This window comes from Neorhizobium populisoli (assembly GCF_019430945.1).
In the GTDB taxonomy this organism is placed as follows: Bacteria; Pseudomonadota; Alphaproteobacteria; order Rhizobiales; family Rhizobiaceae; genus Neorhizobium; species Neorhizobium populisoli.
The window spans coordinates 135,716-148,888 of sequence record NZ_JAHYCB010000001.1 but is presented as its reverse complement, the minus strand read 5'-3'; the positions used below and the strand labels follow the sequence as shown (position 1 = coordinate 148,888).

The window sequence follows — 13,173 nt, the reverse complement described above, 5'->3', positions numbered from 1 at the left end:
AACCAACTCATGATCAGATTCGCGGTTCTCGGCCGTGCCGCCGCTCTGGCGATCCTTTTCTCCGGCGCCTTCACGGTCTCGGCTCGCGCACAGGACGTTTCGGAAGCCCAGCTCGCAGCGGCGCGGGACGCCATTGCGGCGATCAACGTCACCGATCTATACGACAACATCCTGCCGAATCTGGCCGAGCGGTTGAAAGCCCAGTTCATCCAGGCTTCGCCGAACTTCCAGACGCAGATTGCGACCGTCGTAGACGAGCAGGCACTGACTCTGGCAGCGCGCCGCGCCGATCTGGAAAAGGAAGCCGCGACGATCTACGCCAAGTCCTTCTCGATTGATGAGCTGAAGTCGATCGCCACCTTCTTTAATACGGAAGCCGGCAAGAAGCTGCTCACCAACCAGCCGCTCATCACGCGCGAAATGAGCCGCGCCGCCCAGATCTGGGCAAACGGCATCTCCCGCGACCTGACGGCGCAGAGCAGCGAAAAGCTGCGCGGCATCATCGACGCGACCCCGATCCAGGCACCGGTTGTCGATACGGCTGCCCCGGCTCCTGCAGCTGCCCCCGCCAAGCCGGCAGCGGCTCCTGCCAAGCCTGCGGCCGCCCCGGCTAAACCCGCTGCTGCCGCTCCGGCTGCCAAGCCTGCGGCTCCCGCAGCCCCGGCTGCCAAGCCCGCTCCGGCACCGGCTCCGAAGCCCTGATCGGCCGAAAGATAGTCGAGGATTTTATGAAAGCCCGGAGCAATCCGGGCTTTTGCTTTTTGCGGCGCAATCACTATATGAGGTCGTCCCCGCCGCATATGTTCCCAAGGAGAATACCATGGCCGCCTACGACTACGATCTGTTTGTGATTGGTGGCGGATCGGGCGGTGTGAGGGCTGGCCGCGTGGCCGCCTCGCTCGGCAAGCGGGTCGCCGTTGCCGAAGAATATCGGTTCGGCGGCACATGCGTCATCCGCGGCTGTGTTCCGAAGAAGCTCTTCGTTTATGCGTCCCAGTTCCACGAGCATTTCGAGGATGCGGTCGGTTATGGTTGGGAGGTCGGCGAGACCAGGTTCGACTGGAAGAAGCTGATTGCCGCAAAGGACAAGGAAATCGCCCGCCTCGAGGGTCTTTATCGCCGAGGCCTGGACATGAACGGCGCCGAGATCGTCGAAAGCCGTGCCGAACTGGTCGATGCTCATACGATCCGGCTGGTGAAGACCGGCAAGACCGTGACGGCCGAGAAGATCATCATCGCGACGGGCGGTGCACCAAACCCGCACGTGGCGCTGCCGGGCCACGAGCTCTGCATCTCGTCCAACGAAGCCTTCGATCTGCCCGAACTGCCGCGCTCGATCCTGATTGCCGGCGGCGGTTATATCGCGGTCGAGTTCGCCAACATCTTCCACGGTCTGGGTGTCGATGTGACGCTGATCTATCGCGGCAAGGAAATCTTGTCCCGCTTCGACCATGACATGCGCCAGGGGCTCCACAAGGCGATGGTCGAGAAGGGCATCCGCATCATCCTCACCGATGTTATCGAGAACGTCGAGAAGGATGCCGCCGGTGGTCTGGTAGCAAAGACGATGAACGGCGAGACGATTGCCGTCGATACCGTCATGCTGGCGCTGGGCCGTGATCCGAATACGCATGGTCTCGGTCTTGAAGCGGCCGGCGTCGAGGTCAACGAACGCGGCGCAATCGTCGTCGACAAATATTCCCGCACCAGCGTGCCCAACATCTACGCGCTCGGCGACGTCACCGATCGGGTACAGCTGACGCCCGTCGCGATCCATGAGGCCATGTGCTTCATCGAGACAGAGTACAGGAACAACCCAACGGCGCCCGATCACGAGCTGATCCCCACGGCGGTCTTCTCGCAGCCGGAAATCGGCACCGTGGGTCTTTCGGAAGAAGAGGCTGCAAAGCGTTACGACGAGCTCGAAGTCTATCGCGCCGAATTCCGTCCGATGAAGGCGACGCTCTCAGGCCGCACGGAAAAGATGATCATGAAGCTCGTCGTCGATGCGGCAAGCCGCAAGGTCGTCGGCGCTCATATCCTCGGCCACGATGCGGGCGAGATGGCACAGCTTCTCGGCATTTCCCTGAAGGCCGGCGTCACCAAGGACGGTTTCGACCGCACCATGGCCGTCCACCCGACAGCGTCGGAAGAACTCGTGACCATGTACAATCCGAGCTATCGGATCAAAAACGGCGAGCGCGTATAACCGCGCTCGCCGCATTAATGGGGTTTGCCGTTTAAGTGGGACCGGCCTACTGCGTCAGGCGCAGGCTGGCCTTGCCGGCGGAGGCCTGGACGAACAGCTTCACCATGGCGGCTTCCATGTCATCGTCCGGGCCGACTTCGAAGAACAGGCTCGGCGAAGCGCACTGCTTCAGGGCCGGGCTGATCTTGCTGGCGAAAACGTTCTTGATGTAGCTGTCCCAGGTGCCGTCGCCATCCAGCGGAATATAGGTCGTGTAGAGGACGGCGATCTTGATATTGCGGTCCTTCAGCGCCTGGCAGTATTTGACGTCGATGGGCTCGTGGCATCGGCCCTTGCTGCCTTCCCAGCTGCCGGCACATGCGCCGCCGGGCTTGAGGCTGTCCTGCATTCCGTCGGTAACGAAATAGACGATCTTTTCCGGATCGGCGGCACTGGAGCCGGTACCGCCATTCCCCAGGATTTCCTTGCCGATCGCGGTCAGCGACGTATCGAAACTGGTCAGCGCGTTGTCGTTGAACCAGTCATGGTCGGTCGTCATCAATGCGACGTTTTCGGTCGCCTTGGATGCGCTGTTCATGTCGACGGTCAGAGCCGAGATCTTGTCGATGCGATAACCGGGTTCCAGCGCGAATTTGCCGAACGAATAGGCCGCGACACGGTACTGGCTGGTCGTGGTGCTGATCTGCGTCTTGATCTTGTTGATCAATGCTGCGGCCGCATCCGCCACCACGTCGACACGCAGTTTAACGTTGTTGGCGCGGGCGACGATATAGGTGCTGTTCTGATCTTCGTTGAATTTCCCGTCGCTGCCATACCAGCCGAGATGACAGGCAAAGGCGCATGCGCGGCCGCCATTGGCGCCGGTGAGGGCCTTCATCCGCTGCATTTCCTTGCTGGTCGCAGCAATGCCCATCGACGGGGTATTGTCGAGCAGCATGTAGAAATCGGTGTAGCTCTTGCTCTGGGCGCCGTAGGTGGCGGTGGCGGCACCGGAAATGGTGATCGAGTCCTGGCCGAGTATCCGCATGAAGGTCGTCGGGATCTGTGCAGTGAACGCAGCCGTCGAAGTGACCATACCGTTCAGCCTGGAGACCTTGATGTCGACATCCAGCGGCATTTCTGCGATTGCGTCACCACTGCCGTTGCCATTGCTTTTGTTGGGGTCGATGGGGCCATCGCCGCTCTGGGAGGCAGAGGAGCGCTGAGAAAGGAAGAGGGCCTTTCCGTCGGCTTCGGCGATCTGTACTTCGCCGTCCTTGGTCATGGCCATATAGGCCTTGTATCCCGGTGAGCCTTCAGAGATCGCGCCAAGTGCAGCCGCATCCGCAACGCCCATAAGATCGGTTCTCATGCTCAATGCACGGCCATAATCTACCGCCATGCCGGCCGCGCCGACCAATGGTACCAGTATTACCGCAGTCATAATGCCGAAATTGCCGGACTCGTCTTTAAGCAAACGCGCAATAACATTCATCGGTAGCCCCGAAATACGATTTCACCCCTGAAATTTCGGAGTGACTGTCTCAAAAGGAGATAAAATCACTCTTAATGTTCCTGGAACAATTGTCCGCATCTGTCGATTTTTGGTCATTGTCATACAGACAGACGATCAAGTCGGCGTGTGGTGGTGAAGCGTCTAGGCAAGGCGGCCGTTAAGGTTTATAAGCCGCTGACTTTTGAGGCGTGTAGCCCGGCAGACGATCGCCGCGGCCAGGACAGGTGATTGACATGGCACAGAATTGGACCCCGAGCAGCTGGCGTAACAAACCGATCCAGCAGGTTCCGGAATTTCCGGACAAGGCCGCTCTTGCGGCAACGGAAGCCCAGCTTGCCAGCTTTCCGCCGCTCGTCTTTGCCGGCGAAGCCCGTCGTCTGAAGAAGCAGCTCGCCAATGTCGCGGAAGGCAACGCCTTCCTGCTGCAGGGTGGCGACTGCGCTGAAAGCTTTGCCGAACATGGCGCGGACAATATCCGCGACTTCTTCCGCTCGTTCCTGCAGATGGCCGTCGTCCTGACTTACGGAGCCCAGCTTCCGGTCGTGAAGGTTGGTCGTATCGCCGGCCAGTTCGCCAAGCCGCGCTCGAATTCGCACGAGACCCAGGACGGCCAGACGCTGCTTACCTATCGCGGCGATATCGTCAACGGCACGGATTTCACGGAAGGCGCCCGCACGCCCGATCCGGAACGCCAGATGATGGCCTACCGCCAGTCGGCCGCGACGCTGAACCTGCTGCGCGCCTTCGCGATGGGTGGTTATGCCAACCTCGAAAACGTCCATAAGTGGATGCTCGGCTTCGTCAAGGATTCGCCGCAGGGTGAGCGTTACCGCAAGCTTGCCGACCGCATCAGCGAAACCATGGACTTCATGCAGGCGATCGGCATCACGTCGGAAAACCAGCCGAGCCTGCGCGAGACGGATTTCTTCACCAGCCATGAAGCGCTGCTTCTGGGTTACGAAGAAGCCTTCACCCGCGTCGACTCCACCTCGGGCGACTGGTACGCCACCTCCGGCCACATGCTGTGGATCGGCGACCGCACCCGTCAGCTCGACCATGCGCATGTCGAATATTTCCGCGGTATCAAGAACCCGATCGGTCTCAAGTGCGGCCCGTCGCTGCAGGCGGATAACCTGATCGAGCTGATCGACGCTTTGAACCCGACCAACGAGGCTGGCCGCCTGACACTGATCTGCCGTTTCGGTTACGACAAGGTCGCTGACAGCCTTCCGAAGCTGATCCGCGCCGTCGAGCGGGAAGGCAAGAAGGTGGTCTGGTCCTGCGACCCGATGCATGGCAACACGATCACGCTGAACAGCTACAAGACCCGGCCGTTCGAGCGCATCCTGTCGGAAGTCGAAAGCTTCTTCCAGATCCACCGCGCCGAAGGCACGCATCCGGGCGGCATCCATATCGAGATGACCGGCAAGGACGTGACCGAATGCACCGGTGGTGCCCGTGCGGTGACGGCCGAGGATCTGCACGACCGTTACCACACTCATTGCGACCCGCGTCTCAACGCCGACCAGGCACTGGAACTGGCGTTCCTGCTTGCCGAGCGGATGAAGAGCGGTCGCGATGAAAAGCGCATGGTCGCCAACGGCTGAGCTACGGACAACGGATTTCAATCAAAGAAGGCCGGCGATCATCGCCGGCCTTTTTCTTTGTTTTTCGTCCCGCGCTAAACCGCTGGAGACCATGCCGTAGTCTGTAAAAAATCCCTGGAACAACATTGCGGCTCAAGGTGCGGAACGCTAAATCCATAGCATGACCCAGGACATCGCCCAGACCTTCCGTATCGCCGTTGCACAACTCAATCCGACTGTCGGCGATATCGCCGGCAATCTGGCTCTCGCACGCGAGGCGCGTCGCGACGCGGCCCGCGAGGATGCCGATATAGTCCTTTTCACCGAGCTGTTCCTCTCCGGTTATCCGCCGGAAGACCTTGTCCTGAAACCCTCCTTCCTGAAGTCCTGCCTCAAGGCGGTCGAGGAGCTTGCCGCCGAGACGGCGGATGGCGGACCAGGTATCATCATCGGCTTTCCGCGCCAGAGCGAGCATGGCCGCCACAATTCCATCGCCGTGCTGGATGGGGGCAAGATCATCGCCATCCGCGACAAGATCGACTTGCCCAATTACGGCGAGTTCGACGAGAAGCGTGTCTTCGTTGCCGGCGAGATGCCGGGACCGGTGAATTTCCGAGGTGTGCGGATCGGCATTCCGATCTGCGAGGATATCTGGGGCGATCTCGGCGTCTGCGAGACGCTGTCGGAAAGCGGCGCTGAAATCCTGCTGGTGCCGAACGGTTCGCCCTATTACCGCGACAAGGTCGATATCCGTCATCAGGTCGTGCTGAAGCAGGTGATCGAAACCGGCCTGCCGCTGATCTATGCGGCACAGCTCGGCGGCCAGGACGAACTGGTGTTCGACGGCGCGAGCTTCGCCTTCAACGCCGACAAGTCGCTCGCCTTTCAGTTAAGCCAGTTCGAAACCGCCGTTTCCGTCACGGAATGGAAGCGGAAGGATGAGACCTGGCATTGCAGCCATGGCCCGATGGCGCGCATTCCCGAAAAGGAAGAGGCGGATTACCGCGCCTGCCTGCTCGGCTTCCGCGATTACGTCAACAAGAACGGCTTCAAGTCTGTCGTGCTCGGCCTTTCGGGCGGCATCGACTCGGCGATCTGTGCCGCGATTGCCGTTGACGCGCTGGGCGAGGAGCGGGTGCGCACCGTCATGCTGCCCTATCGCTATACGTCGGAAGACTCGTTCAAGGATGCCGCCGACTGCGCCAAGGCACTCGGCTGCCGTTACGACATCGTGCCGATTGCCGAGCCGGTCGACGGGCTCTCGTCGGCTCTGTCGGAATTGTTCGAAGGTACCGACGAAGGTATTACCGAGGAGAACCTGCAGAGCCGCGCTCGCGGCACGATCCTCATGGCGATCTCCAACAAGTTCGGTTCGATGGTGGTGACCACCGGCAACAAGTCGGAAATGTCGGTCGGCTACGCGACGCTCTATGGCGATATGAACGGCGGCTTCAACCCGATCAAGGACCTCTACAAGATGCAGGTCTATGCGATCTCGGCCTGGCGCAACGAGAATGTCCCGCCGACGGCGCTCGGGCCGAGCGGCGAGGTGATCCCGAAGAACATCATCTCCAAGGCGCCGTCCGCCGAGCTTCGCCCCAATCAGACTGACCAGGATTCGCTGCCGCCTTATCCGGTGCTGGACGATATCCTTGAATGCCTGGTGGAGCAGGAAATGGGCACCGAGGAAATCGTCGCTCGCGGCCACGATGCGGCGACGGTCCACCGCATCGAACATCTTCTTTACCTCGCCGAATACAAGCGCCGCCAGTCGGCGCCGGGCGTGAAGATCACCAAGAAGAATTTCGGCCGCGACCGGCGTTACCCGATCACCAACCGCTTCCGTGATCGCTGAGGCGGGCCATGGCGCTGCGGAGTTCGGTCGAGATCTTCAACATCCGTACGCGCCGGAGCCGTATCGTCTGGCAAACGGAGGAATTGTTCGAAGCGCCGAACTGGTCGCCGGATGGGCGGTATCTTCTGCTGAACAGCGACGGCCGGATGTATCGCCTGTCTCCGGCCGGTGACGGAGAGCCGGAGCCTGTCGATACCGGCTTCGCTGCCCAGTGTAACAATGACCACGGCATCTCACCGGACGGTTCCCTCATTGCGATCTCCGACAAGGTCGAATTCGGCAAGTCGGCGATCTACGTCCTGCCGGCGGCCGGCGGCGAACCGAAACTGGTGACGCCGAACCTGCCGTCCTACTGGCATGGCTGGTCGCCGGACGGAAAACGTTTCGTCTATTGTGGTATCCGCGGCGATCTGTTCGATATCTATACTATCGGCGTCAAGGGTGGAGACGAGCAGCGGATGACCTTCGGCGAGGGGCGCAATGACGGCCCCGACTATTCGCCGGACGGAAGGTGGATTTATTTCAATTCCAGCCGCAGCGGCCTCATGCAGATCTGGCGCGTTCCGGTACAAGGCGGCCCGGCCGAGCGGATCACCGACAACGACTATGGGGACTGGTTTCCGCATCCGTCACCCAGGGGTGACAAGATCGTTTTCGTTTCTTATGACGCCGACGTCTTCGACCATCCGCGCGACCTTCATGTGCGCGTCAGGCTGATGGACATGGATGGCGGCAATGTCGAGACGCTGTTCGATCTCTTCGGCGGGCAAGGCACGATGAACTCGCCAAACTGGTCACCGGATGGCGACGAATTTGCCTATGTGCGCTATTTCCCCGTCGCACCAGCGGCTTGAACCGCATCCTCTCTACAGGCATAACCGAAATGTCAGGTGCCTGCCTCGTGCAGGAGAATCGGGAATCCGGTGAAATACCGGAACGTGCCCAGCGCTGTGAGGCGGACGCTGCCGCAAATGCCACTGGAGTGATCCGGGAAGGCTGCGGCGAGGCGGATGAAGCCAAGTCAGAAGACCGGCCTGATGAGATAGACCGATCCGCGCGGACGGCGGAGAGGTTTTGAGAGATCGTGCGCTTGCGCGCGCGGCTCCCGCATTGTTGGGGAAAAACGATGCAGCTTGATCCCGTCCGGCAAGCCCTTCAGCCTGCCGCCGAATTTTCCGCAGGCGAACGAGCCGCCGTCTACCGGGCGATCGAGACACGCCGCGATGTCCGCGACCAGTTCCTGCCCGATCCGCTGCCGGAACCGCTGGTGAGACGCCTGTTGGCAGCCGCGCATGCCGCCCCCTCGGTCGGCTTCATGCAGCCGTGGAATTTCATTCTCGTCCGCGATGCGGAGATGCGTGAAGCCGCCTGGTCAGCCTTCTCCGAAGCCAATGACGAAGCTGCCGCAATGTTTGACGGCGAGCGCGGCGATCTCTATCGCAGCCTGAAACTCGAAGGCATCCGCAAGGCGCCGCTGTCGATCTGTGTGACTTGTGATCCGGACCGGGCAGGGCCGGTCGTGCTGGGCCGCACTCACAATCCGCGCATGGATGCCTACTCGACCGTTTGCGCCGTGCAGAATCTGTGGCTCGCCGCCCGCGCCGAAGGCGTCGGCGTCGGCTGGGTCAGCATTTTTCGCGATGCTGACGTGCGCAACCTGCTCGGCATCCCGGAGCGGATCGAGATCGTCGCCTGGCTTTGCCTCGGTTATGTCGATCAGCTTTATTGCGAGCCGGAACTGGCGGTCAAAGGCTGGCGGCAGCGCCTGCCGTTGGAGGGGCTTGTCTTCGAGGGGCGCTGGGAGGAGCGACGACAGGGCGAGTGACTATTGCTGCGGCTGCGGCCCGCTCGATTTCGGGTGGGCGAGGTCGATCCCCACTTCCGGCAGGAAGACCGGGCCGACCATGCGGACCTTCTTGTTCGGATCGTAGGGACGCTCCGGGCCGGGCTGTTGATGCGGGATTTCTGTGCCTGCCTTCGTCGGCGTCGCCGCCGGTGTGGTGCGCAGGTCGGTGATACCGGAATAGGGTTCCGGTTTGGGGAGTTCGATCCCTTGAACCTTCATCCGCTCCTTCTCCTCTTCCTCTACATCGGAAGGGATGCAGGCATTGCTGCGGATCGACGCGAGGATCGTGTCGCGTTCGCTGGGCTGCTTGACGAGCCGGGCGTTGTTGCGCTCTGCCGTCACCGAATCGCGCTGGCCCTCGAGCGACTGCAGTTCCTTTTGCATCTGGTCGCAGATGCCCGAAGCACCACCGCCGAGCGTGACGATACTGCCGCCGCCGCAGCCGGTGCGGCGCATCTCGACGCGAAGGGTGCGGATCTGGATATTGGTCTGCGCCAGCTCCTGCGCATATCGCCGGATTTCCGCCGTATTGCCAATCACCTGCCGAACAGTGTTGAGCTGCTTGTAGAGTGCCGCACAGGTCGCGATGTCGCGAGCCGTTGCAGCCGCCGGGGAGATGAGCAGCGCAGCGATCAGAAAACTGGGAAGGCGCTTGGCAAGGCGCATGGGCGGGTCCGGCGGTCGTTGCGGTGACGAGACGGCATCATGGTGCAGGCCGGTTGACAATATCATAAGGCGGATATCACGACCTGTTGAAATTCAGGGTAATATCCGCCTTTTCTTCAAGGATCAGCCGTAATGCTGCACTTCCGGCTGCGAGGCTTCCACGACGGCAAGCGCCGCCATGTTGACCACGCCGCGCGAAGTGACCGACGGCGACAGGATATGCACCGGCATGGCCGCGCCGAGCAGGACCGGGCCGACATGCAGCGCATCGGTCATGTTGCGCACCACGCCGAGCGAAATATTCGCCGCATCGAGGTTCGGGAAGATTAGGAGGTTGGCATCACCGGTCAGTGAGCTGTTCGGCATTGCGCGTTTGCGCACCGTTTCCGAAAGCGCCGAACCTGCCTGCATTTCGCCGTCGACTTCGAGATCGGGCGCCCGCTCGCGAACCAGCTTCAGTGCCGCGCGCATCTTCTGGGCGCTTTCGGAATCACGCGAACCGAAGTTCGAGTGGCAGATCAGCGCAGCTTTCGGTTCGATGCCGAAGCGGCGAACTTCCTCGGCCGCGAGAATGGTGATCTCGGCGATCTCTTGGGCGGACGGATTGTAATTGACGAACGTGTCGGCCAGGAACAGTGCGCCGCGCTGCGAGATGACAAGGCTGAGACCCGAAAACGCACAGACACCCGGCTTTTTGCCGATGATCATGTCGATGTCGCGCAGGTGCCGGTCATAACCACCTTCGACGCCGCAGATCAGGGCATCGGCTTCGCCACGCTTTACCGAGAGCGCACCGATCACCGTGTTGTTGGTACGCACGATCGTACGGGCGGTTTCCGGGTTGATCCCCTTGCGGCCGACGACGGCGAAATAGTCGTCGACATATTCGCGATAGCGCGGATCGTCTTCCGGGTTGACCACGGCAAAATCGACATCCGGACGGATGCGAATGCCGAAACGCTTCAGGCGGGCCTCGATGACCGACGGGCGGCCGATCAGGATCGGCACGGCGGTCTTTTCTTCGAGCAGGACCTGTGCTGCGCGCAGCACACGCTCGTCTTCGCCTTCGGCAAAGATCACCCGCTTCCTGTCGGCCGTCTTGGCGGCGGTGAAGATCGGCTTCATCACGAAGCCCGAGCGCCAGACGAAGCGGCTCAGTTGGTCGAGATAGGCATCGAAATCATGGATCGGTCGCGATGCGACACCGGTCTCGGCTGCCGCCTTGGCAACTGCCGGCGCGATGCGCAGGATCAGGCGCGGATCGAACGGCGAGGGAATCAGATAGTCCGGGCCGAAGGTCGGCGTTTCGCCTGAATAGGCCTTCGCGGCGACGTCGGAGACTTCTTCGCGGGCGAGCGCTGCGATCGCCTTGACCGCCGCCATCTTCATTTCCTCGTTGATCGTTTGGGCGCCGCAATCGAGCGCACCGCGGAAAATATACGGGAAGCAGAGGACGTTGTTGACCTGGTTCGGGAAATCCGAGCGGCCGGTGCAGATCATCGCATCCGGTCGGGCAGCGCGGGCAAGCTCCGGCATGATTTCCGGCGTCGGGTTGGCAAGCGCCATGATCAACGGCTTCGGCGCCATACGGGCCAGAAGTTCCGGCTTCAGCACGCCGGCGGCGGACAGGCCGAGGAAGACGTCCGCATCGTCGATACTGTCGGCCAGCACGCGCTTGTCGGTCTTCTGGGCGTAGATTTCCTTCCACTCGTCCATGAGAGTGTTGCGGCCGTCATAAACCAGGCCTTCGATGTCGTGGACCCAGATATTCTCCTTCTTCGCACCGAGCGAGACGAGGAGATGCAGACAGGCGAGTGCGGCGGCTCCGGCGCCCGACGTGACAATCTTCACATCGGAAATGGTCTTGCCGGCCAGTTCCAGCCCGTTCAGCACGGCGGCAGCGACGATGATCGCAGTGCCATGCTGGTCGTCGTGGAAGACCGGGATGTTCATCTTGGCGCGCAGCCGGCGCTCCACCTCGAAACATTCCGGCGCCTTGATGTCTTCCAGATTGATGCCGCCGAAGGTCGGTTCCAGCGCCGACACGGTCGACACCATCGACTCGATTGTTTCGGCGTCGATCTCGATATCGAAAACGTCGATGCCGGCAAATTTCTTGAAGAGGACGGCCTTGCCTTCCATGACCGGCTTTGACGCCAGCGGGCCGATATTGCCGAGGCCGAGCACGGCGGTGCCGTTCGAGATGACCGCGACAAGATTGGCGCGGGCGGTGTAGTCCGCGGCCATATCGGGATTATCGCGGATCGCGAGACAGGGGGCGGCAACGCCCGGCGAATAGGCGAGCGCCAGATCTCGCTGGTTGCCCAGCGGCTTGGTCGCCTGGATTTCCAGTTTGCCGGGGCGGGGATAGCGGTGGAAGAACAGCGCCTGCTCGTCGAGGTCACCCGTAATCGGTGGTGCCGACGATGTCGGTTTATCCTGCGCGTTCATGCTTCCTCCTGGCTTTTCTTGTCTGTTGAGGCGGTTCGAAACGAGCCTCCTCATTACATCAATCGATCCGGTGGAACAGCAGCTATTTTGTTCCGCCGAAGGATTTGAAGTGCGTCAAAAGACCATCTGGCGCCAAATTCATCCCCACCCTGTCATCATCCTGAAACACGAGTCTGGTTTTGAAAAAGCAAGAAAACGGCAGCGAAAGGATGACTTCGTGACCGGTGAAATGGAAACAAGACATTTCAGAACGCTCTTCATCTCGGACGTGCATCTCGGCTCCAAGGCGGCCCGCACTGACTTCCTTCTCGATTTCCTGCGTTACCATGAAGCCGATACCATCTATCTGGTGGGTGACATCGTCGATGGCTGGCGCCTGAAACGCAATTGGTACTGGCCGCAGGGCTGCAACGACGTGGTGCAGAAGCTTCTGCGCAAGGCGCGCAAGGGTACGCGGATTGTCTACATTCCGGGCAATCACGACGAATTCCTGCGCACCTTCCCGGGCACGCATTTCGGCGGCATCGAGGTGCAGGACCGCGCTATCCACGAAATGGCCGACGGCAAGAAATATCTGGTCATCCACGGCGATCAGTTCGACGTGGTCGTCCGCAACATGCGCGTCCTCGCCTATCTCGGCGACTGGGCTTATGACGCTGCGATCGCCATCAATGTCGGTCTCGCAGCCGTCCGCCGCGTCCTCGGCATGCCCTACTGGTCGTTCTCGGCCTGGGCCAAGCTGCAGGTCAAGCACGCGGTAAACTTCATCGGTGAGTTCCAGCGGGTCGTTGCCGACGAGGCCCGCCGCAGCGAGGTCGATGGTGTCATCTGTGGTCACATCCACCATGCGATCATGGAGGACATTGACGGCATCCACTACGTCAATACCGGCGATTGGGTGGAAAGCTGCACCGCGATCGTCGAGAATCATGATGGCTCCCTCGAGCTGATTTCGTGGCAGAAGATCGCCGCGACCGCCGAGGTCACCGAGATCAAGGCTCTGCCGGCGCCGAAAAACGTTGAGGATATGCAGGCGGCCTGACGTCGCCCGCACCTTTACTTCGA

Annotated in this window: 10 protein-coding genes and 1 riboswitch; of the genes, 7 read left to right on the top strand and 3 right to left on the bottom strand. The window is 61.1% G+C overall.

Annotated elements, in window-relative coordinates; genetic code table 11:
* Positions 1 to 9 precede the first annotated feature (9 nt).
* Together KX729_RS00680 and gor are read left to right on the top strand one after the other, a co-directional pair.
* The gene (locus tag KX729_RS00680; RefSeq protein WP_025603457.1) at positions 10 to 702 is read left to right on the top strand and encodes a DUF2059 domain-containing protein; all 693 of its coding nucleotides are present in this window, start codon (positions 10 to 12) and stop codon (positions 700 to 702) included.
* A gap of 118 nt (positions 703 to 820) precedes the next feature.
* Positions 821 to 2,209, top strand: coding sequence for a glutathione-disulfide reductase (gene gor / locus KX729_RS00675; RefSeq protein WP_219740536.1), 1,389 nt, complete (start codon positions 821 to 823; stop codon positions 2,207 to 2,209).
* A gap of 46 nt (positions 2,210 to 2,255) precedes the next feature.
* Here the strand turns inward: gor and KX729_RS00670 are convergent, their stop codons facing one another.
* Positions 2,256 to 3,683 carry a TadE/TadG family type IV pilus assembly protein gene (locus tag KX729_RS00670; protein ID WP_219740535.1) on the bottom strand — a complete coding sequence of 476 codons (1,428 nt, stop codon included), beginning with the start codon at positions 3,681 to 3,683 and terminating at the stop codon, positions 2,256 to 2,258.
* 254 nt (positions 3,684 to 3,937) lie between these two features.
* Between KX729_RS00670 and KX729_RS00665 the strand changes: the two genes are divergently transcribed.
* From KX729_RS00665 to bluB, 4 genes are all read left to right on the top strand, one after another.
* A complete protein-coding gene (locus KX729_RS00665; protein ID WP_219740534.1) occupies positions 3,938 to 5,311 on the top strand; it encodes a class II 3-deoxy-7-phosphoheptulonate synthase in 1,374 nt (457 codons plus the stop codon).
* A gap of 160 nt (positions 5,312 to 5,471) precedes the next feature.
* The gene (locus tag KX729_RS00660) at positions 5,472 to 7,145 is read left to right on the top strand and encodes an NAD+ synthase (protein ID WP_219740533.1); all 1,674 of its coding nucleotides are present in this window, start codon (positions 5,472 to 5,474) and stop codon (positions 7,143 to 7,145) included.
* A gap of 14 nt (positions 7,146 to 7,159) precedes the next feature.
* Entirely contained in the window at positions 7,160 to 7,999 is an 840-nt protein-coding gene (locus KX729_RS00655; protein WP_219741179.1) for a TolB family protein, read from the top strand.
* Positions 8,000 to 8,016: 17 nt separating this feature from the next.
* Positions 8,017 to 8,197: riboswitch (cobalamin riboswitch) on the top strand.
* Between the two features lie 74 nt (positions 8,198 to 8,271).
* Positions 8,272 to 8,970 carry a 5,6-dimethylbenzimidazole synthase gene (bluB, locus tag KX729_RS00650; RefSeq protein WP_219740532.1) on the top strand — a complete coding sequence of 233 codons (699 nt, stop codon included), beginning with the start codon at positions 8,272 to 8,274 and terminating at the stop codon, positions 8,968 to 8,970.
* Here the strand turns inward: bluB and KX729_RS00645 are convergent, their stop codons facing one another.
* Both KX729_RS00645 and KX729_RS00640 read right to left on the bottom strand, forming a co-directional pair.
* On the bottom strand, positions 8,971 to 9,657 hold the full coding sequence (locus KX729_RS00645) for a hypothetical protein (RefSeq protein WP_219740531.1): 687 nt from the start codon (positions 9,655 to 9,657) through the stop codon (positions 8,971 to 8,973).
* Positions 9,658 to 9,780: 123 nt separating this feature from the next.
* Entirely contained in the window at positions 9,781 to 12,108 is a 2,328-nt protein-coding gene (locus KX729_RS00640; protein WP_219740530.1) for an NADP-dependent malic enzyme, read from the bottom strand.
* 229 nt (positions 12,109 to 12,337) lie between these two features.
* On the opposite strand from KX729_RS00640, the gene KX729_RS00635 reads away from it, so the two are divergent.
* Positions 12,338 to 13,150, top strand: a complete 813-nt coding sequence (locus KX729_RS00635) for a UDP-2,3-diacylglucosamine diphosphatase (RefSeq protein WP_219741178.1) — start codon at positions 12,338 to 12,340, stop codon at positions 13,148 to 13,150.
* Positions 13,151 to 13,173: the final 23 nt, after the last annotated feature.

Excerpts from the sequence above, each read along its gene's own strand:
- KX729_RS00665 (WP_219740534.1), top strand. The coding sequence starts at position 3,938 with ATGGCACAGAATTGGACCCCGAGCAGCTGGCGTAACAAACCGATCCAG.
- KX729_RS00680 (WP_025603457.1), top strand. The coding sequence starts at position 10 with ATGATCAGATTCGCGGTTCTCGGCCGTGCCGCCGCTCTGGCGATCCTT.
- KX729_RS00645 (WP_219740531.1), bottom strand. The coding sequence starts at position 9,657 with ATGCGCCTTGCCAAGCGCCTTCCCAGTTTTCTGATCGCTGCGCTGCTC.
- KX729_RS00640 (WP_219740530.1), bottom strand. The coding sequence starts at position 12,108 with ATGAACGCGCAGGATAAACCGACATCGTCGGCACCACCGATTACGGGT.
- KX729_RS00670 (WP_219740535.1), bottom strand. The coding sequence starts at position 3,683 with ATGAATGTTATTGCGCGTTTGCTTAAAGACGAGTCCGGCAATTTCGGC.
- KX729_RS00635 (WP_219741178.1), top strand. The coding sequence starts at position 12,338 with ATGGAAACAAGACATTTCAGAACGCTCTTCATCTCGGACGTGCATCTC.
- KX729_RS00660 (WP_219740533.1), top strand. The coding sequence starts at position 5,472 with ATGACCCAGGACATCGCCCAGACCTTCCGTATCGCCGTTGCACAACTC.
- gor (WP_219740536.1), top strand. The coding sequence starts at position 821 with ATGGCCGCCTACGACTACGATCTGTTTGTGATTGGTGGCGGATCGGGC.
- bluB (WP_219740532.1), top strand. The coding sequence starts at position 8,272 with ATGCAGCTTGATCCCGTCCGGCAAGCCCTTCAGCCTGCCGCCGAATTT.